General features: G+C 62.3%; 16 protein-coding genes, 1 pseudogene and 1 riboswitch. Of the genes and pseudogenes, 9 read left to right on the top strand and 8 right to left on the bottom strand.

Going from position 1 to position 19000, the window contains the following annotated elements:
- From ACYP01_RS10290 to ACYP01_RS10275, 4 genes and pseudogenes are all read right to left on the bottom strand, one after another.
- Window positions 1-270, bottom strand: a pseudogene (locus ACYP01_RS10290) (GAF and ANTAR domain-containing protein); the annotation flags it as partial.
- Between the two features lie 478 nt (window positions 271-748).
- Complete coding sequence (locus ACYP01_RS10285; protein WP_003945831.1) at window positions 749-1564, bottom strand: hypothetical protein; 816 nt, start codon at window positions 1562-1564, stop codon at window positions 749-751.
- Window positions 1565-1611: 47 nt separating this feature from the next.
- Window positions 1612-1926, bottom strand: coding sequence for a DMT family transporter (locus ACYP01_RS10280; RefSeq protein WP_020906330.1), 315 nt, complete (start codon window positions 1924-1926; stop codon window positions 1612-1614).
- A gap of 14 nt (window positions 1927-1940) precedes the next feature.
- Window positions 1941-2006: riboswitch (guanidine-III (ykkC-III) riboswitch) on the bottom strand.
- Between the two features lie 43 nt (window positions 2007-2049).
- Window positions 2050-3321, bottom strand: a complete 1272-nt coding sequence (locus ACYP01_RS10275; RefSeq protein ID WP_459679798.1) for a hypothetical protein — start codon at window positions 3319-3321, stop codon at window positions 2050-2052.
- 372 nt (window positions 3322-3693) lie between these two features.
- Between ACYP01_RS10275 and ACYP01_RS10270 the strand changes: the two genes are divergently transcribed.
- The gene (locus ACYP01_RS10270; protein ID WP_007734368.1) at window positions 3694-4410 is read left to right on the top strand and encodes a response regulator transcription factor; all 717 of its coding nucleotides are present in this window, start codon (window positions 3694-3696) and stop codon (window positions 4408-4410) included.
- Window positions 4407-5858, top strand: a complete 1452-nt coding sequence (locus ACYP01_RS10265; protein WP_003945873.1) for a sensor histidine kinase — start codon at window positions 4407-4409, stop codon at window positions 5856-5858. Before ACYP01_RS10270 ends, ACYP01_RS10265 begins: the two co-directional genes overlap by 4 nt.
- Before the next feature lie 25 nt (window positions 5859-5883).
- Here the strand turns inward: ACYP01_RS10265 and ACYP01_RS10260 are convergent, their stop codons facing one another.
- Both ACYP01_RS10260 and ACYP01_RS10255 read right to left on the bottom strand, forming a co-directional pair.
- Entirely contained in the window at window positions 5884-7155 is a 1272-nt protein-coding gene (locus ACYP01_RS10260; protein ID WP_459679794.1) for an alanine racemase, read from the bottom strand.
- A gap of 86 nt (window positions 7156-7241) precedes the next feature.
- Window positions 7242-8717, bottom strand: coding sequence for an amidohydrolase family protein (locus ACYP01_RS10255; protein ID WP_204856176.1), 1476 nt, complete (start codon window positions 8715-8717; stop codon window positions 7242-7244).
- Between the two features lie 203 nt (window positions 8718-8920).
- Between ACYP01_RS10255 and ACYP01_RS10250 the strand changes: the two genes are divergently transcribed.
- From ACYP01_RS10250 to ACYP01_RS10220, 7 genes are all read left to right on the top strand, one after another.
- Entirely contained in the window at window positions 8921-9766 is an 846-nt protein-coding gene (locus ACYP01_RS10250; RefSeq protein WP_007734371.1) for a M55 family metallopeptidase, read from the top strand.
- Window positions 9767-10037: 271 nt separating this feature from the next.
- Complete coding sequence (locus tag ACYP01_RS10245) at window positions 10038-11255, top strand: MFS transporter (protein ID WP_231782956.1); 1218 nt, start codon at window positions 10038-10040, stop codon at window positions 11253-11255.
- A gap of 14 nt (window positions 11256-11269) precedes the next feature.
- Window positions 11270-12127: a tryptophan 2,3-dioxygenase gene (locus tag ACYP01_RS10240; RefSeq protein ID WP_459679789.1), complete on the top strand. Its 858-nt coding sequence runs from the start codon at window positions 11270-11272 to the stop codon at window positions 12125-12127.
- A gap of 161 nt (window positions 12128-12288) precedes the next feature.
- On the top strand, window positions 12289-13383 hold the full coding sequence (locus ACYP01_RS10235) for a M20 family metallopeptidase (protein WP_003945833.1): 1095 nt from the start codon (window positions 12289-12291) through the stop codon (window positions 13381-13383).
- Between the two features lie 68 nt (window positions 13384-13451).
- Window positions 13452-14324, top strand: a complete 873-nt coding sequence (locus ACYP01_RS10230; RefSeq protein ID WP_047889271.1) for a GNAT family N-acetyltransferase — start codon at window positions 13452-13454, stop codon at window positions 14322-14324.
- Window positions 14321-15436: an o-succinylbenzoate synthase gene (gene menC / locus ACYP01_RS10225; protein ID WP_459679786.1), complete on the top strand. Its 1116-nt coding sequence runs from the start codon at window positions 14321-14323 to the stop codon at window positions 15434-15436. The genes ACYP01_RS10230 and menC overlap by 4 nt, the downstream gene beginning before the upstream one ends.
- 47 nt (window positions 15437-15483) lie before the next feature.
- A complete protein-coding gene (locus ACYP01_RS10220; protein WP_003945928.1) occupies window positions 15484-17103 on the top strand; it encodes a PucR family transcriptional regulator in 1620 nt (539 codons plus the stop codon).
- Window positions 17104-17174: 71 nt separating this feature from the next.
- On the opposite strand, the gene ACYP01_RS10215 is transcribed toward ACYP01_RS10220, so the two are convergent.
- Both ACYP01_RS10215 and ACYP01_RS10210 read right to left on the bottom strand, forming a co-directional pair.
- Window positions 17175-18071, bottom strand: a complete 897-nt coding sequence (locus ACYP01_RS10215; protein WP_007734380.1) for a serine hydrolase — start codon at window positions 18069-18071, stop codon at window positions 17175-17177.
- 156 nt (window positions 18072-18227) lie between these two features.
- On the bottom strand, window positions 18228-18863 hold the full coding sequence (locus tag ACYP01_RS10210) for a ScbR family autoregulator-binding transcription factor (protein ID WP_007734383.1): 636 nt from the start codon (window positions 18861-18863) through the stop codon (window positions 18228-18230).
- Between the last annotated feature and the right edge of the window lie 137 nt (window positions 18864-19000).

The following is a 19000-nucleotide window of genomic DNA, read 5'->3' as shown; positions in this document are numbered from 1 at the left end:
GACGGTGCGAACAAGTTGGTGGGTGGCGGCGACGGTTCGGAATGTCGTGTCCGAACCGCCGATGGTAATTCCGGCCATGTCGGCGTCGGCGATGAGATCGACGGCATGCCTGCAGACTTGTTCGAGAAATTGCTCGGCCTGGGCATGTGGATCGAGGTGTGCGTACAGCGATTGCAGGGCGTCCGAGGCGGCGTCCAGGCTGTCCTGCGACGCGGAATTTCGGCCCCCGGTAGGGCCGCGGTGTCCTCTGGCGATGCGCGGCGCCGTCATTGTCTCAACCACCCTTCCCCATCACGTCGCAGGCATGTCCGATTCGTCTTATTGTTGCACCGGACTAACTGTTGTGCACTCTGTTTCGATGGACAAGTGTCTGATGGGGCGGACGGTTATGTGAAGTGGACTGCGTATGCCCAATCGTGATGTTTGATTCGGCCGTTAGCGGGTAGTGCGCCGATCTTGGAATTATGTTGTCCTGCAACAGTTAACGTGGAAACTGCGACCGGGGTACAAGTTTTCTCCGCAATGGCGCGCAGGTCACGAACTTGGCCTATTGTCAGCGCCAGCGCACAATCTTGTACGCGTAACCCGTAGATAGTGAAGGGGATACGACGATGAACGGACTGATCGCGGCTCTGAACAGTGGAATGACCGTTGGCTTGGCCAACACGATCCTGACTTTCGGCGGAATCATCATCAACCTCAACATCGTGATCAACAACTGACCGCGTAATCGGCGAGTAACCGTTTGTTATGCCGATTCGATCGGAAGGTCAGGCCCTGGGCGGTCGCTCTTGCTCTTGAGCCACCGATTGGGAAGTTTGCCGGCAAGTTCTCCGAGTGGACCGACTGCAGCGCTGAGGATTCCGACGGTTTCCTGAAGGACCTCGATGCTTGCGCTCATCCGCTCGAGGTTGGGAGCGAGGGAAGTCAAGGTGTCGGACAGTGCAACGATCTGGTCAAGCGGGCCGCCTTCGGCGATGAGCCGTTCGAAGGCGCCGTTCTCTGCCAGGAGTGTTTCGAGGATGCCGTTCTCGGCCAGTGCGCGATCGATGACACCGTCCTTGGCAGTCAGGCGTTCGACGGCACCGTCTTGCGCTGTCAGGCGTTCAAGCGGACCGTCCTCCGCCATCATTCGGTCGAGGAGACCGTCCGGCGCGAGCAAGCGTTCCAATGCGCCGTTCTCGGCGAGCACCCTATCCAGCGGTCCGCCGGGGGCAAGAAGTCTTTCGAGTGGTCCGCCGGGAGCGAGTAGTCGTTCGAGAGTGCCGTCGGGTGCAGTCAGTTTGTCGACCGGGCCGCCGGGGGAGAGAAGTCGATCGAGTGGCCCACCGGGGGCCAAGGCCTGCCCGATGGGCCGATCGTCAGCGGTAAGCGATGACAACTGCTGGATCATCTGCATGGGTCCGCGGGGGCTTGCCAGGCCAGCAGCACCCGCCGTCACGGCGCCTGTATTACCGACGGCGATACGAACTGTCGTGACCGTCAGCTCGGCGATTCCCAAACTGATCTCTGCGGCTGCAATGCCCGCGCGTAGGGGAAGCGTGAGCATCTCCAGCAGTTTCATGCGTTAACTGTAACCGGTAACACACAAACACTCACCAGGATCGCCGGTCAGTGAAGGACCTTCAGACCGACCACACAACCGACGATGCCGAGGATCAGCAGAATCTTGACGACCGACGTGGACTCCGCACCGGTGATCATCGCGTATCCGACGGTCAGGGCGGCGCCGATGCCGACCCAGACCGCGTACGCAGTTCCGATGGGAAGGGTGCGCATTGCATACGCGAGGCCGGCCATACTGACGATCAGGCCGAGGATGAAGACAACGGTGGGTGACATCTTGCTGAATCCGTCGGACTTACCGAGTGCGGTAGCCCAGACAGCTTCGAAAAGTCCGGAAATGACGAGCACGATCCATGCCATGGTGAACAACTCCCAAGGCACCGTCTTTTCGCTGGCCGGGTACGGTGCGCTCGTCCGGATGTCGTCGTTGACCACCCAACCATAGCAACAGAATTCTGCGTTCCGACCCGATCAGCTGGCGATTTAGGTCACCACCGCCGGTCGAACCCGCTTCAGATGGATGCTCGTCACGGCCACCACGATCGTCGCCGTCGCAGCGAGAACAGCCAGAGGAATCGGCGTGTTCACGGCGGCCGGTCCGTGTTCGACGAGCGGACCGGTAGACCACCCGAATTCCCGCGAGCCCGGGTCCAAGAAGGTCGGTGAAACCGAGAACAACGTGAAAGCGACGGGCAGCATCGCCCCGCTCGAGACTGCTTCGACGGCAACAGGCATGCATGACGTGACGGCCAGTCCCAGCGCAAGTGGGAGGATTAGGACGTAGGCAACCGTGGTCGGGGCGGCATCCAGCAATCCCGAGAGTGCAGTCACGGCAAGGAGTCCCAGCCCGAGTTGCGGCATCGGACTTCTCCAGCCGACGACGACGCCCAACGCCAGGGCAGCAGCTCCCGCGGGCATCGCCCAGGTCCAGTCGGATGGAAAGGAAATCGAGCTGACCGAAACCGCGCTGACTGCCAGTCCGGCGAGTACGAAACGACCGTCGTGTGGCGGCAACCGCCAAGCCAGTGCGACGGTAACGGCAACCGCCATTACCACCGCGATCACCCAGGACCCAGGTGATGTCGTCGAGCCCAACCACACATAGAGAGCCGTGAATACCAGGGGCAGAACAACTCCCAGCCTCACCAGGCGGGCGTCGATGTCGCCCGGCTCCTGATTCGGTCGTGCGAGTGCGGCGACTCCACCCACGAGAAGAGTTGCGGCGAGCAGAATCCAGACGGGAACCGTGGACGGCACGGGGTAGGAATCGCCCGGAAGTGTGAGCGACCACCTGGGGACGCGATCGCGCCATAAGTCCGCTGCGCCGAAGTACAGGGTCGTCGTGGTTACGCCGAGTCCGAGAGCGGTTTGTGCTCCGCGGTGACCCTTCGTCGGAAATGCCGCTGCCGCGAGGAAAGCGCCTGCTCCGATTGCGTTCAGAGTCACCGAAATCTGGGCGGAGACGGGGACGAATGCAGGTAGCGCGATAGCGAGGGCGCCGACTACAGCGAAGACACTCGCGAGACCGCCACGTCCCCAGCGATGCAGTAGCGCTACGCCGACGGCCGCAACCACCGCGGCAGTTGCTCCCGCCCACTGCGGCGTGATCACCACCGAGATAACGCCGGCGTCGGAGAAGGAGAAGTCGTCAACTCGGGACTCGGCCACTGCGTACGCGGCTACCACACCGCCGACCAGCGCGGACGCCACCGAAACGTAGAGCTGAGCGATTTGAACTGGGCTACGTTGGTGCATAATTCGTCGAATTTTTGCACAACCCGCCGATACGACTGATCGTCACATCGCCGTGCGGATCCATCCACACCGGTTCCCCGTCTCGAAGTCGAGGAACCAGCAGATGGCGTCCTCGACTCGGCCACTGAACGAAGTCGTAGCCGGCCAAATTTGTCTGAACTGCGTCGGCGACCCACACCGCAGCGTCCGCGAATGCAGTCTCCATCGACAGTGCGTTGAAGTAGCTGAATCCGCTGATGTCACGTGTGCCTTGCCAGCCGATCGAAGCCTGGATCCTCGCCGGGATCCTGCTGGCAGCTTTTCACCTGCACCCGGCCGTTCACAGGAAGCTCCCAGGGAACATACAGCGGGAATCCAGTGGCAGGGGAGAAGATGGTTCTCGTGACCGACAAGACCCCCGAAGCCCGCATCCTCGTTGTCGACGACGAACCCACCATCGTGGAGTTGCTCTCCGTGAGCCTCCGATTCCAGGGTTTCGAGGTGGCAACTGCTTCGAGCGGCGCCCAAGGCCTGGACGTCGCACGGACATTCCGTCCCGACGCGATCGTTCTCGACGTCATGATGCCCGGGATGGACGGCTTCGGTCTGCTTCGACGCCTGCGCGCCGACGGCGTGGACGCGCCGGTCTTGTTTCTGACGGCGAAGGATTCGCTCGACGACAAGATCAGCGGCCTGACCCTCGGCGCGGACGACTACGTGACCAAGCCGTTCAGCCTCGAAGAAGTCGTGACGCGGTTGCGGGTCATCCTGCGCCGCGCCGGTCGCGGTGTCGCGCCGGAGCAGTCGCCGCGGGTGAAGTTCGCCGACATCGAACTCGACGACGACACCCGCGAGGTCTGGAAGAAGGGCGAGTTGGTTGCACTCTCGCCCACCGAGTTCACACTGCTCCGATACTTCATGGTCAACGCCGGGACGGTTCTCAGCAAACCGCGGATTCTCGACCACGTCTGGAATTACGACTTCGGTGGGGAGGTCGGAGTTGTCGAGTCCTACGTTTCCTACCTGCGGCGCAAGGTGGACACGGGGGAGACACCGCTGATTCACACATTGCGTGGGGTCGGCTACGTGATGCGTGAACCGCGGCAATGATCGCCGCCGCGGAAAACGATCAGCTTCCGAAGCGGGGTCGTTTCCGTCTCCATTCACTGCCGCTGCGCTTCACCCTGGTTGCGGCCTTGCTGGTGTTGGCCGCGCTGGGTCTGTTGGCGTCGGGTGTAGCGGTCACTTCTGCTCTCGAGAATTCACTGACCCAGCGAACCGACAAAACGCTGTACGAAGCGGTCGACGGTTGGGCAAAGCCGCACAGCAGAGATCTGCAGCCGCCCAGTGACGTCGGCCCGGGCACCCGCCCACCCAGCCCCTTCTTCGTTCGGACCGTGACCCCGGACGGACGGGTGATCATCCTGAACGACAAGTCGACGACGACCGAACCCGACCTGTCGAAAGATTCCACCAACGGCCCGATCACCGTCGGATCGAGCGACGGTTCGGACGTGAACTGGCGGGTTCTCACGACGGTCCGCGACGGCACGACCACGACTATCGGTGTGCGACTGACGGATAACGAGCAGACCGTCGACGACTTGGTCGGCCTGCAACTCGGCATCGGCCTGGTTGTCCTGCTGATCCTCGGCGGCGCAGCGTATTTCGTGGTTCGTCGGAGCCTCCGTCCGCTTGTCGAAGTGGAGGAAACTGCCGCTGCCATTGCCGCCGGCGACCTTCATCGACGTGTTCCGGAGCGCGATGACCGCACCGAGGTCGGTCGACTGTCCGTGGCGCTCAACGGAATGCTCGCGCAGATTCAGCACGCATTTGCCGCGACCGAGGCCTCGGAGGAATCGGCCCGGCGTTCCGAGGAGAAGATGCGTAGGTTTGTCGGCGACGCGAGCCACGAGTTGCGCACACCCTTGACGACTATTCGTGGGTTCGCCGAGTTGTATCGCCAAGGCGCCATGACTGATACGGAAACGCTGATGAACCGGATCGAGGGCGAGGCGTCGAGGATGGGACTTCTGGTCGAAGATCTGCTCATGCTGGCAAGACTCGACGAACAGCGTCCACTCGAGAACAAGCCTGTGGATCTGCTTGCAGTTGCGGCGGATTCGGTACAGGCGGCACGAGCGATCGCACCGGATCGAACTGTCGAACTTCAGATGACCGGCGGCCCAGGCCTGCCCGAAGTGCATGGTGACGAGGCCAGACTGCGTCAGGTAGTTGCCAATCTGGTGGGCAACGCGATCAAACACACGCCGCCGGATGCGCAGGTCACCGTTCGTGTCGGTACGACCGAGAACTCCGCGGTGGTCGAGGTTTCGGATACCGGTCAGGGTTTGAGTGACGAGGATGCCGCGCGGATCTTCGAGCGTTTCTACCGCGCCGACACCTCTCGCACCCGTGAGACCGGGGGCGCCGGTCTCGGCCTGTCCATCGTTTCGGCGTTGGTTGCAGCGCACGACGGAACCGTCAGCGTCGAGACCTCCCTCGGGCAGGGGACGACGTTCCGCGTCGAATTGCCGCGTGACCCGAAGGACGACTGACGCCGGATTACCGCAACCGGTCCCCTCAGAAGTAGGTGTGCACCGTACCGACGACGCGGTAATCCGAATCGACCTCGGGAATCAGTGACCATTTGTCGAATGTGGTGCAGGGATGCGAGATTCCGCAACCGAGCAGATCGCCGACCTTCACGTCGAAGTCAGCCGGAACGTCGACGTACGCGTGCTGGTCGTTGAGTGCGGTGATCGTCAGCTCTCGCGCTGATCGGTTGGATCCGTCGCGTCGGCGCCACAGGACTATGGGAAAGCCTGCGTCGGAACCGACATCGCGGCGGCCGAAGCCCAGGATCACCCGTCCGGGTTCAGGTATGGAGAGCACTACGCCCCAGACCTCTGCGGCTCCCTGCAGAGTTCGCGGACCGTCAGCCCACGGCGAAGTTTCGGCATAGAGACCGTGATCATGGGTGATATAGCAACCGCTGCGCAGCACGATGCGTACACCGTTGTCGAGTGCCCATCGGCCGGCCAGCTCGCGTACAACCAGATCGTGAAACGCACTGCCGCCGAAAGTGACCAGTGGCTGGGGAGCCTTCGCGGAGTTGTTCTCGAACAGGTTCTCGGCAACACAGATTTCCGTGAAAACCCGCGCGGATTTGAGATACGAATCGACGGAGATACGGCGGGCTGCTACCGAGGCTCCGGGCATCATGCCCTCGAACCCCTCGACTCCGGTGAGAATCAACGAAGGTGCCTGCGATGCTGCGCGTGCGACGTCGAGTGCTTGCTCGACAGTGCGAGCGCCCGCGCGTCCGCTGTCGTAGCCGAGTTCGACGAGAACCCGGATACGGCTGGCCGGTGAGACTTTCGCGATCAACTGTTCCATCAGGCGGACGCTCTCGACCGAGTCCACGAGGGTGGCGACGAAGAAATCGGGGTCGGTGGCCTGGGCGTCGCAGATCCACCGAGTACCGGCGGGATCGAGAACCTGGCTGGCGATGATGATGGTGTCCACACCGAACTCACGCAGAATGCGTGCCTGCGCAACGGTTGCGGCTGTCATCGCCCAAGCCCCGGCGTCGAGTTGCCGTCGAACCAGTTCGGGGCTCATCGTGGTCTTCGCGTGAGGCGCCAGATCCACATCGTGGTCGGAGCAGAACTGCGCCATGAGGTCGACATTGTGCGCGATCGCTGCACGGTTGAGTGTCATCACGGGTAGCAGGAGGTTGCCGTCGAGTGCCGAGATCCCCAGCGGCTCGAGGTCGGAACCGTCGCGACCTTCGAGGTCTGTGCCGAAGGCCTTGTGCTGCCAACCGATCGGGGGGTTCGCGAAATCCGTCATGGCATCGATTGTGCCGTTGATTGCAGACGATGTGTTCATGTGTGGTGACTTTCTGTCAGAACTATGCAGGTCAGAATGAGATCCGGCTACGAGCGGCGTACCGGGCGACCAGGCAACGCGTCCTGGACCACGACACCGTCTTCGACGACGGGTACTCCGCCGACCAGCACGCGGCTGATACCGGTGGAGGGGCGGGTGCCGTCGATGTACGTGGCGTTGTCGGTGATTCGCTCGGGGTCGAAAACGAGGATGTCCGCGTCGCTACCGGGGCTGATCCGGCCTTTCGTCGCCATCGAGGGAACCGACTCCTCCAGAATCTGCGCAGGGATCAACGAGCAGCGCGCGATGATCTCCGACAGCGACAGCAGCCGACGCTCGCGGTACAGCGTACGAATCGCACGTGCATAGGTGCCGGCGCCGCGGGGGTGGCCGAGTGCCTTCTCCGGCAGTGGCCACTGCAATGCGTCGGCAGGCGAACGGCCGGGCCAGGTCAGTGGCATCGCGTCGCTCGCGATGGCGGCGCGATCGAAAGTCATCGCCCGTTCGAGGAATTCGCGCTGCACGGTGTCGTTCTCGTCGAGGAACTCCACCAGCACCAACCCACCGGGGTCTGTGGCCCGAAGATGTTCCAGCTGCTTGCGGTCCGCGATACGTTCACCGGTGGGTACGAATGTCAGCGACCGTGGTGTCAGATTCATCAGGTGCAGCTTGTCGGGATCGAGAAATGCAGCTCCGACGGCCGTCGACCCGGAACCGTACGGATACGCCTCCGTCGTGACGCGCGATCCGGCTGCCTGAACCTGTGCCACCACCGACAGCGCGTGGTCGACGTGCATTCCCGAGGTGCTGTTGACGTGGCAGTAGTGCATGTGTGCGCCGGTTTCGGCTGCTGCACGGGCGATTTCGGCGGCACCATCCACCGGGCTCGACGGATCGGCCGAGATGAGAGGGCGCGCATGGGTATAGGTGGGAACACCGGCTCGCGCCGCGAGATCCGCCACCTGTAGGTACTCCACCGGATCGGATTTCGGCGCGTACCCGACCACCACGCCGATGCCGAGAGCGCCTGCGGCCAGATCGTTTTCGAGGAGTTCGAGAATGTGGGCGCGCTGAGAGGCGGTGGGCTCGCCCTGCCAGCTCGGGGAACCGAGATGGTGCAGGAGCGTTCTGATGTCGCCGTCGGGATCGGCCCCTGAGAGTTCGATCATTCGGGCGTGCGCCCACGACGTCGCGTAGCCGTAGTTGATCGGGCGGCCCTCGGCGCCGGCCCGGGCATATGCCTTTGCAACAGGAATGACGCCGGCTTCCAGTTCGAGGGCCGTCGTGACTCCGTCCAATGCCTGAAGTCGCTGCTCGGCGATTTCCTGTCCGTGGCTGTGCAGGTCGATGAATCCGGGGCAGATGACCTGACCGGTCACGTCGATCGTCTGCCGGGCTTCGATCGCGTCGCGACCCCACGCCGAGACCTTGCCGTCGGTGATCGCGATGCCCCGAACCTCGTCGGTCCCCGATGCGGGATCGACGACACGGCCGCCGGTGAACACGATGTCGTGGACCTGCATCAGCGCTGCACTCCTGTCGTTGGTCGAACCGCCTGGCCCGGCGAATGTCCCGATGGTTTCACGGCTCGGGTATCGGATTCTGGTGTGAACGTCCCAAATGGAGGCCGACTCACCGTTCGAGCGGACAAGAAACGGATGCGCTCGAGTGTGAAGGTGAAAGCGAAGTTATCAATTCAGCCGATTGAGATCGATGGAGGACAGGAATGCACGTCTATATTTCGGTGGACATGGAGGGTATCGCGGGTATCGCGACGCTCGATCAGACGATCCGCGGCGGTGGCGGCTACCACCGTGCGCAGATGCTCATGACCGCCGAGACCAATGCCGCGATCGCCGGTGCGTTCGACGCCGGTGCGACGAGCGTCCTGGTCAACGACAGCCACGGAACGATGGACAATCTGCTTCACGCCGACCTGGATCCACGGGCGCGTCTGATCTTCGGAACACCGAAGATGCAGTGCATGGCGGAGGGACTGACGTCCGATCACGACGTCGCTCTGTTTGTCGGCTATCACGCACCAGCCGGTGGGCCCGGCGTCCTGGCGCACACGTTCTCGAGCTTGTTCGCCGACGTCCGCCTCGACGGCAAGTCCGTCTCGGAGACCGACGTCAACACCCTCTACGCTGCCACCCAGGGCGTTCCCGTCGGCCTGGTGACGGGTGACGACATCATCTGCGGCTTGGTCGACGCGGCCTCGCCGACAACCGAGACCGTCGAGGTCAAGAAGGCACATGGATGGTCGGCAACCAATTCGCTGCCGCCGTCGCTGGCGTGCGAGCAGATCCGAGCAGGAGCCGAGCGCGCAGTGCGTAAGGCCGACACACTGAAGCCGGTCGAGCTGCGTGACGAATGGACCCTCGAGATCGTTCACCCCACCACCACGGGAGCTGAACTCGCCGAGGCTGTTCCCGGCTCGCGACGGATTTCGGATCGTACGATTTCGCACACACTCGGCAGCGTCGACGACATTCTCGGTCTGATCACTGTCAATGCCCGGCTTGCAGCCGCAGGCGTCTCGACGATCGTGGCAGTCGCCAATCGCACGTAGTGAAGTAGCGACTCCATCGCGAAATGCCGCCGACGCCGTGTGCGCCGGCGGCATTTGTCATCTCTTGGGGCAGAACATGTTCCGACCGACCAAACGTTGCTTCGGCTATTGGTGAAACGGACCAATGCGGTAGACGTGTTCGCTGTCACACTTCATCAGTCTTTTCAATGTTCCAGTCCATGCGGCACAAGACAATTCGGGAGGCTTGATGAAGGCGGAACGCGTCACAGTGGAAGCGCCGTCGCGGGCGAGCGACGGTCCGGTTCGAAATATGATGGACAACAGGTCGATTCGTCGTACGACCACCGTTACGGTGGGGCTGCTCAGTACCATCTGGTTGATCGACATGGTGGATCGCGTCATGATCGGGCTTGCGCTTCCGATGATCGGCGACGAATTCTCGCTCAGCAGTACGCAGTTGGGTGGCGTGGTCTCGGTATTCGCGATCTTCTACATGCTCGGGCAGGTCCCCGGCGGAATGTTGGCCGACCGCTTCGGACCCAGGCCCCTGTTGATCGTTGCTTTGATCCTGTGGTCGGTGTTCACAGCGTTGACAGGGTTCGCGTGGGGTCTCGTCTCGCTGATGGTCATGCGTGCGATGTTCGGCATCAGCCAGGGGCTCTTTCCAGCGGCGTCGTTCAAGGCTTTGGCTGAGCGGACGCGTCCGAAAACCAGAGCGACCGCGATGGGTTTCATGCTCGGCGCCAACAACCTCGGCCCCGGCATCGCACCGCTGATCATCGCGCCGGTCCTCATGGCCGTGGGGTGGCGTGACGCGTTCTGGCTGGTGGCGATCGTCGGCGCAGTGATCGGCACGGTGGTGTGGTTGGTGCTGCCCGCACCGCTGGACACGGAAATCTCGGAAGATCCCGAGGCAGCCTTGCAACCTCTGGCGAGCGAGCACTCTCGCGCCGCGGTGTTCAAGTCCGCGTCGGTGTGGAAGTTCGCGATTCTGTTCTGCCTGGCCAACATGTCCGCGTACGGGCTGATGACCTGGGTGCCGAGTTATCTGCTCAACGACAAGGGACTCTCGCTGATCGACACGGGAATCTTTGCCGCAATTCCCTTCATCGTCACGGCGCTGGCCACGATTGTGGGCGGGCGGTTGGTGGACAAGTACTTCCACGACCGGGCCAGGATCCTTCTGGTTCCGTGTATGGCCACGTCGGCAGTCCTTTTGTTCCTGATGACCACCGCTGACACCGTCGCGATGTTCACGTTCTACGAGACGTTGGCTCTAGGCATCAGCGGTCTGTGTTCGATGTCGATCTTCGCGATGCCGTTGCGGGCACTTCCGGCCGAATTCCTCGGTTCCGGAATGGGTTTGATCAACGGTTGTGGTCAGTTCGCCGGTTTCATCACCCCGCTCGTGATGGGATGGATGGTGGACCAGTTCTCGTACATGGCTGCATTCGGAGTCCTGGTCGGAGCGACGAGCGCTGCCGCATTGGTGGCCATGATCGTTCCGCAGACCCCGGCGAAATTCTGACAAGGAGACCGAAGATGTCGGCAACGGACGGCACACGAAAGATCGAAGACGACGTCGTCACCGATTTTTCCGGGAAGATGAGTTACGGGGCCTACCTCGGACTCGATACCCTCCTGGATTCGCAGCACCCGGTGAGCGAGCCGGAACACCACGACGAACTCTTGTTCATCATTCAGCACCAGACCAGCGAGTTGTGGCTCAAGCTGTTTCTCCACGAGATTCGGGCGGCCAGAGCAGCGATCGCTGCCGACGACATTCGGGTCGCGTTCAAGCGGATCGCACGTGTCAAACACATTCAGGCCACCTTGACGGAGCAGTGGTCGGTGTTGGCGACACTGACGCCGGCGGAGTATGCGGAGTTCAGGGGCGTTCTCGGCAACTCATCGGGGTTCCAGTCGTACCAGTACCGCGCCGTGGAATTCGTGCTCGGAAACAAGACCGCGGGCATGCTGAAGGTGTTCGAATCGGATCCGTCCGCCCATCGATTGTTGGAGACCCTGCTCGGGGAGCCGACACTGTACGACGAGTTCTGGCGGTACCTGTCCAGGCAGGGGTACGACGTTCCGGCGTCGGCTCTCGAACGAGACGTCAGCGCGCCCTACGTGCGAAACGACGAACTGATTCCGCTGGTCAAAGCAATCTACGAGAACGTCGAACAGCACTGGACGGCGTACGAGGCGTTCGAGGAGTTGGTCGACCTCGAGGAGAGCTTTCAGCTGTGGCGGTTCCGGCACCTTCGGACCGTGCTGCGGGTGATCGGCATGAAGAAGGGGACCGGCGGTTCGAGTGGTGGTGCCGGCTTCCTGCAACGTGCGCTGGAGTTGAGCTTCTTTCCCGAGCTGTTTGCCGCCCGAACAGAGATCGGTACCTGACACACCTGCTTGATGACACCCAGCTGCTTGATGACACCCAGCTGTTCGTGACACACGACGAATCCGAGCCCGAAGGACAGGAGTCTTGGACAAGATCCGACAGGGTCGCTTCGACCAAGCTTGACTGCGAAGTTGCAAGTCGGTGACAGGAGAGCGTCGGAGTGGACAAGAAATCAATGGTGGCAGACCTGGCGGCGTTGGTAACCGCCGAGTCGCCCAGTTCCGATCTCGGCGCAGTCGATGCATGTGCGGACGTGGTGGCCGAAATCGGCGAACGCCACCTCGGAAGCACCCCCGAACGTATCCGCATCGACGGGCGCCAGCACTTGCGTTGGTCGTTCGGCGCGGAGCCGAAGGTGATGCTCCTGGGCCATTTCGACACCGTCTGGCCGCTCGGAACGCTCGCGGAGTTGCCCTGGTCTGTCACCGACAACATCGCCACCGGACCCGGAGTCTTCGACATGAAGGCCGGCATCGTCCAGCTCTTCCACGCGCTCGCATCGCTTCCGTCGCTCGACGGGGTGGTCGTGCTCCTCAATTCCGACGAGGAAATCGGCTCCCCGACCTCGCGCGCACTGATCGAGGAGCAAGCACGTCAGGTCGACGCGGTGCTGGTCCTCGAAGCCGCAGCCGACGGCGCAGTGAAGACCGCGCGCAAGGGTATGTCGCTGTACTGCGTCGACATCGAGGGACGCGCTGCACACGCCGGACTGGAACCCGAACGAGGTGTGAACGCTGTAGTGGAGCTCGCACATCAGATTCAGGCCGTGGTGGAGCTCGCGGACCCGGCGGCGGGAACGTCGGTGGTTCCGTCCGTGATCAGTGGCGGCACGACCACCAATACTGTTGCAGCGCAAGCGCAACTGTGGTGTGACGTTCGCATGTGGTCGGCGAAGGAACAGGAACGCATCGACCGTTCGATCCGTGCACTGACACCGGCGCTGGCCGAAAGTCGAATTTCGGTGTCCGGAGGCCCCAACCGTGGACCACTGGAATCAGTGTCTTCGGAGAAGCTGTACTTTCTCGCTCACCAGGTCAGCAGTGAGAGCGGCTTGGGGATGCTGCGCGACTGCGCCGTCGGCGGTGCATCGGACGGAAATTTCACTGCCGCAGTAGGAACTCCCACGTTGGACGGCCTCGGTGCCGTCGGCGGTGGCGCCCACGCAGCGACAGAACACGTAGAGATAGATCAGATGATCCCGCGCGCCACCTTGTTGGCCGGTCTGGTGACTCGAATCCTGGAGGGAGGACTGTGACTATGACGTCGCCGAACAATGTCCAACGCAAGACCGTTCAACCATTCGGAGGTGTATCGCCTTCAAGGATGCGGCAAGCAATCAGCCAGGCCGAGCAGGCCGCCCTGCTTGCATGTGTGACTATCGAAACCGTCACCGGGCATGCCGAGCTGGAACAGGTATTCGGTCTGTTCGAGAAGGTATGGCAGCCGGAGAGCGGTAACCCTCCCGTCCATCGGGACATGATGAAAGCGCTCGCACACTCCGGTAACTACGTCGCCGGCGCGTTTCGTGGTGGAGATTTGATCGGCGGCTCGGTTGCATTCTTCGAGGAACCGCAACACCGTTCGTTGCATTCGCACATCACGGGGATCCTCCCGAACGTGCAGAACGGGCACATCGGCCTCGCGTTGAAACTGTTCCAGCGAGCGTGGGCACTGGAACGGGGAATTCTCCATGTGCGGTGGACTTTCGACCCGCTCGTCGCACGCAATGCCTACTTCAACGTCTCGAAACTCGGTGCGTTCCCGATCCAGTATCTGCCGCGTTTCTACGCGCCGATGAACGACAGTCTCAACGGCGGCGCAGACAGCGACCGATTGCTGATCGACTGGGAAATCGGTAGCAGCAAGGTTTCCGACGTCGTCGCCGGTTCGGGAGAGGTCCCGACTCCCGAGTCGTTGGGAGCGAGCGAACTGTTGTCGATCTCCGAAGCCGGCCTGCCCGTGTTGAAGTCGACCAAGAATCGTTTCGTCACGGTGGCTACACCGAATGACGTGTACACACTGCGTAAGTCGGACCCGGCGGCAGCGAACGACTGGCGCCTGGCAGTCCGCGAGACTCTCGGGGGTGTGCTCGCCGAGAACGGAGTGGTTCTCGCAGTCACCAGGACCGGAAAGTACGTGCTGGACCGTGCGCCGGGAACACAGGCAGGCAGGACAACAGCGGAGGTTACATCGTGAAGATCGACGGAGTTGAATTACGCCGGGCAGCAATGCCGTTGAAGGCGCCGTTCCGAACCTCGTTCGGCACCGAGACCACCAAGGACGTGTTGTTCGTCAAGGTGGTCACCTCGGAGTCGGAGGGCTGGGGCGAGTGCGTGGCGATGTCCGAGCCTCGCTACTGCTCCGAATACACGGACGGCGCCGCCGAAGTTCTTCGCAAGTTCCTGATTCCGTCTCTGGGTGAACTCACCGATCCCGACGTGCACGCACTGAGCGCGACGATGGAACAGTTCGCCGGGCACCCCATGGCCAAAGCGGCACTGGAAACCGCATTTCTCGACGCCGAGTTACGGGCTGCCGGGACGAACATGTCTTCGTACCTGGGTGCAGTAGTCGATCGCGTACCCGCGGGTGTCTCGGTCGGTATCAAGAATTCGATCGATGAGCTGCTAGAGGAGGTAGGCGGCTTCATCGATGCCGGATACCTGCGCATCAAACTGAAGATCGAACCGGGCTGGGACATCGAGCCGGTTCGCGCCGTCCGCGAGAGGTTCGGCGACGACGTACTCCTCCAGGTCGACGCGAACACCGCGTACACCCTGGCTGACGCGCGCCATCTCCAGCGGCTCGACGACTTCGACCTCCTGCTGATCGAGCAGCCGCTTCCCGAAGAGGAACTGCGAGGCCACGCCAGGCTGGCCGAGATGATGCGGACGCCGGTCTGCCTCGACGAGTCGATCACCTCCGCGAAGGTCACGGCCGACGCGCTGGCCATCGGTGCGTGCAGCGTGGTGAACATCAAACCGGGACGTGTGGGCGGTTATCTGGAATCGCGTCGTATCCACGACGTCTGCAAGGCCAACGGAATTGCCGTGTGGTGCGGCGGAATGCTCGAGACCGGAATCGGCAGGGCCGCCAACGTCGCGCTTGCCGCGCTCCCCGGATTTGTCCTACCAGGCGATACATCGGCTTCCGACCGGTACTTCGCCGAAGACATCACCGAGCCGTTCGTACTCGACAACGGTTACGTGAAGGTTCCGGAAGGACCGGGTATCGGCGTCGAACCGATCCCCGACCTGCTCGAAGCAATTACCACGTCGGTCGAATGGATCGGCATGGATCGGCTTTGACGAATCACTATGACACACTTCGTTCACAGGACGAAGGAGTGATAGACGTGGGCACCGTACGACCTCGCATCAGTTTGGTGCGGCTTCTCGAAGACGTGGGAACTACGGTGCTGAATCCGGTTGTCGGCGACCCGGAGGCGGTCCAGGAGATCGCCTCGGTGGTCATTCACGACCCCGACGACGACTCACCCTCGACACCGGACTCCATGGTGCTGCTCGTCGGCGTCACCGGAGGCGAACGTATCGCGGAGTCCGTGGCCGGCCTGGCCGAGCGCGGAGTACGCGTGGTGGTCGCGCGAGTGACCACCGAGGTCAGCGATGCGGACCGCGAATCCGTCATCGCCTCGGGCGTCGTGCTGTTGGCCTTGGCGCGTGGAGTCTCGTGGGTTCAGCTGACAAGCCTGCTTCATTCGGTGCTCTCGGCCCGAAACGAAGTCGGGCACATCCACTCACGCGGAGGTGGCCCGGCCGGCGATCTGTTCGCCTTCGCCAACGCTGTCAGCGCACTTCTCGATGCGCCGATCACGATCGAGGACCGAAGCTCACGGGTCATCGCCTTCTCCGGCCGCCAGGAAGAAGGAGACGGTCCACGTATCGCGACCGTTCTGGAGCGGCAAGTTCCTGACCAGTACATTCGAGTGCTCGAAGAGGCCGGGGTCTTCGACCGGCTCTATCGCAGCGACGATCCGGTGTGGGTCTCGGCCGAGACCCTCGGTACCAAAATGGGTCGTATCGCCGTGTCCATCAGAGCCGGCGACGAGTTCCTCGGCTCCATGTGGGTGGCAACCGGTGAGCCGATGTCCGACGACCGGATGCGTGCTCTGCGCGATTCAGCCGGGTTGATCGCGCTGCAGATGTTGCGGTTGCGCGGCGGCGCCGACGCCGAGCGCCGACTGCGCGCAGACCTGATCGCAACCCTTCTCGACGGTGGGTCAGGTGCGGTCGACGCGATGAATCGCCTCGGCCTCGGGACCGGCCCCGCACTCGTGATGGCTTTGGGTCGTAGGTCTTTCGAAGGATCGTCGAAGCCGGACGATGCCGCCCACGTGGTGCGACTGACCGATGCTCTGGCCATGCACCTCGGCGCCGTCCACTCGCAGTCGGCGGCAGCCTTGGTCAACGGAACCGGCTACGCGGTGCTGTCTGTGCGAGGGCATTCCCCGGCCGAAGCCGAGTTGCAGGCGTTCCGTGTGGCCTCGGACTTCCTGGACCGGACCGGAGCGTCCGGCGACACGATCATCGGGATCGGCCGAGTCGTGACCAGACCGGCGCAGTTGAGCCGATCGAAGCGCGACGCCGAACATGCCCTCGAAGTGTTGTTGGCGGGACGAGCGTCGGGCAGCGTCGCCACCTTCAGTAGCGTCCACGTCGATGCCATCCTGTTGGAGATCGCGTCGGAAGCTGCAGCCGAAGGGTTCTCGGACCTCGGACCGATCGAGGCGATCGCCAGCCACGACGCCGCTCATGCGACCTCGTTCGTGGACACTCTCGATGCGTGGCTCAACGCGTTCGGTGATGTCGGTGACGCCGCGGCGTCATTGCACGTGCACCCCAACACCTTTCGGTATCGCCTCAGCAAGTTGAAGGGTATGGCCGCGTTGGATCTCGACGACCCCAACGTCCGCTTCCGGTTGATGGTGCATCTTCGTCTGCGCGGTCCACGCTAGCTCGAAAGCCAAAAAATGCGGGTCGCACTGATTTCTCAGCGCGACCCGCATTCTTTGTCAGTGGGTTCAGATCAGCTGTTGTTGCGAAGTGCTTCGACAGCGATGCGGCCGACGGTTCCGATGGAGGCGTCGATCTTCGGGGCGCGGTGGGTGAGCTCGTGGGACTTGGTGAAGACACCGACGGCGTAACGCTTGCCGTCCGGGTACGCCACGACGCCGGCTTCGTTTCGTACCAGTCCCAGCGTTCCGGTCTTGGCGGCGACAGTGACCTCGTCGGGGAAACCGGACGAAAGGCGGTGCGGCCAGACCTGCTTGCTCATGATGGTTCGGACCTCTTCACAAGCCGATGCGGGGCCGGCTTCATCCCTCCAGATTGCAGCCAGCAACATTGTGATCTCACGAGGAGTACTGGAATTGGAGCGGGCGGGATCCATGACGGAAATTGTCCGAAGAATTTCGATGGGGGGCATTTCCAGCAAGGTGCCCTTGTCGACGCCGAGGTCGTCGTAGACCGTCTTGAAGAGGCCTCGGCAGTCACGGACCAAGTTGGTCTTCTCCAAACCGAGCCCGCGCAGCGTTGCGACGATGTTGTCGAGTCCGAGACGCTCGTACAAGAAATCCGTGGCGGCGTTGTCGCTGAAGCTCATCATGAGCAGAGCGAGGTCTCGCCAGCTTGCAGTCACGTCGTCGGCGCAGCCGCCGATACCGATGCCGCCGGAGCGGAACTCGGCGGTCACCGTGGCGTGCTCGGTCGGATCAAGGGTGCCTGCCGCTACTTCACGGGCGTACTGAAGCACAACAGGAATCTTGAAAACGGAGGCGAGGATGACACCTTCGTCCGCGCCGTAGCCGAACTCTTCGCCGGAATCGATGTCGCGTGCGTGGACGTAGGCATCGGTCTTCGCTTCGGCGAGTACAGCAGCGATCTCCTGCTGTGCGCTCTCAACGTACGTGGCGGTTTCGGTCATTCGAGAAGCCCTTTCGTCGGTATCCATGTATCTGGGTTATTCGTGGATCTGACGATAGTGAGTCGACGACGGGGGGTCTTGTACGAATCGACGAAGGTTGGCGCACGGTTCGGTGCTGTTGCGCCGAATCATCCGGGCGTCGGGGTGTTCTCCGGATCAGGACGCATAAGTTTCGAGGCGACATCCGACCAGTTCGGCGACGGCGCTGCGTCGCTTGTCGGAGACCACGCCTGCCAACAGGAGGGTGAACAATTCGTCGATACGGTCGTTCAAATCGCTTCGTCTGGTGAGCACGTTCGAAACCAGTTGAACGCCGGTGAATGCCGAGATCACCACGCGACCCACCGATTCCGGCTCCACATCGTCGCGGATGTCGCCTTCGAGCTTCGCGGCCTCGGCCAGTTTTCGAAGCTCGCGGATCCACGCGACGTACGGGCCTTGCGAACCGTCGGCAGAGGCCAACTCGAGGGTAAGTCGGATTCCCGCACGAACAATAGGTTCTGCGACGAGTTGGCGGCCCATCTCGTGGCACACCATGACGAGCTGTTCCAGTGCCGGTGCGCCTGTGGCTGCAACTGCGGTGAAGGCACTGATCGAGATCTGGTGCTGTTCTTCGATCACCGCCTGAGCCAGTTCGTCTTTGGACGAGAAGTGAAAATAGACCGCGCCCTTGGTCATCTGCGCCGCGGACACGATGTCATTCATGCTCGTGCTGCCGTACCCCGTGACTTCGAACCGATCAGCAGCACCTTGAAGAATCTGTCGGCGACTGATCTTGGCACGTTCCTGCATTGCTCCCTTGTCCTCCGACTGTTAACACGTGAACCAGTTTTAGGGCCCTAGGTCCCGGACCAGCGACCCACGGTAGCAGCGAATCTCGTGCTCGCGCGACAGCGCGAAACGGACTGTTCGGTGTGCAATCGCAGGTC

It is taken from the genome of Rhodococcus sp. no. 34 (genome assembly GCF_054589475.1).
Note: the sequence above shows the minus strand (reverse complement) of the source record. Positions and strands in the feature narration are given on the sequence as shown.

Excerpts from the sequence above, each read along its gene's own strand:
- ACYP01_RS10285 (WP_003945831.1), bottom strand. The coding sequence starts at position 1,564 with ATGAAACTGCTGGAGATGCTCACGCTTCCCCTACGCGCGGGCATTGCA.
- ACYP01_RS10280 (WP_020906330.1), bottom strand. The coding sequence starts at position 1,926 with ATGGCATGGATCGTGCTCGTCATTTCCGGACTTTTCGAAGCTGTCTGG.
- ACYP01_RS10275 (WP_459679798.1), bottom strand. The coding sequence starts at position 3,321 with ATGCACCAACGTAGCCCAGTTCAAATCGCTCAGCTCTACGTTTCGGTG.
- ACYP01_RS10270 (WP_007734368.1), top strand. The coding sequence starts at position 3,694 with ATGGTTCTCGTGACCGACAAGACCCCCGAAGCCCGCATCCTCGTTGTC.
- ACYP01_RS10265 (WP_003945873.1), top strand. The coding sequence starts at position 4,407 with ATGATCGCCGCCGCGGAAAACGATCAGCTTCCGAAGCGGGGTCGTTTC.
- ACYP01_RS10260 (WP_459679794.1), bottom strand. The coding sequence starts at position 7,155 with ATGACGGATTTCGCGAACCCCCCGATCGGTTGGCAGCACAAGGCCTTC.
- ACYP01_RS10255 (WP_204856176.1), bottom strand. The coding sequence starts at position 8,717 with ATGCAGGTCCACGACATCGTGTTCACCGGCGGCCGTGTCGTCGATCCC.
- ACYP01_RS10250 (WP_007734371.1), top strand. The coding sequence starts at position 8,921 with ATGCACGTCTATATTTCGGTGGACATGGAGGGTATCGCGGGTATCGCG.
- ACYP01_RS10245 (WP_231782956.1), top strand. The coding sequence starts at position 10,038 with ATGATGGACAACAGGTCGATTCGTCGTACGACCACCGTTACGGTGGGG.
- ACYP01_RS10240 (WP_459679789.1), top strand. The coding sequence starts at position 11,270 with ATGTCGGCAACGGACGGCACACGAAAGATCGAAGACGACGTCGTCACC.
- ACYP01_RS10230 (WP_047889271.1), top strand. The coding sequence starts at position 13,452 with ATGCGGCAAGCAATCAGCCAGGCCGAGCAGGCCGCCCTGCTTGCATGT.
- ACYP01_RS10215 (WP_007734380.1), bottom strand. The coding sequence starts at position 18,071 with ATGACCGAAACCGCCACGTACGTTGAGAGCGCACAGCAGGAGATCGCT.
- ACYP01_RS10210 (WP_007734383.1), bottom strand. The coding sequence starts at position 18,863 with ATGCAGGAACGTGCCAAGATCAGTCGCCGACAGATTCTTCAAGGTGCT.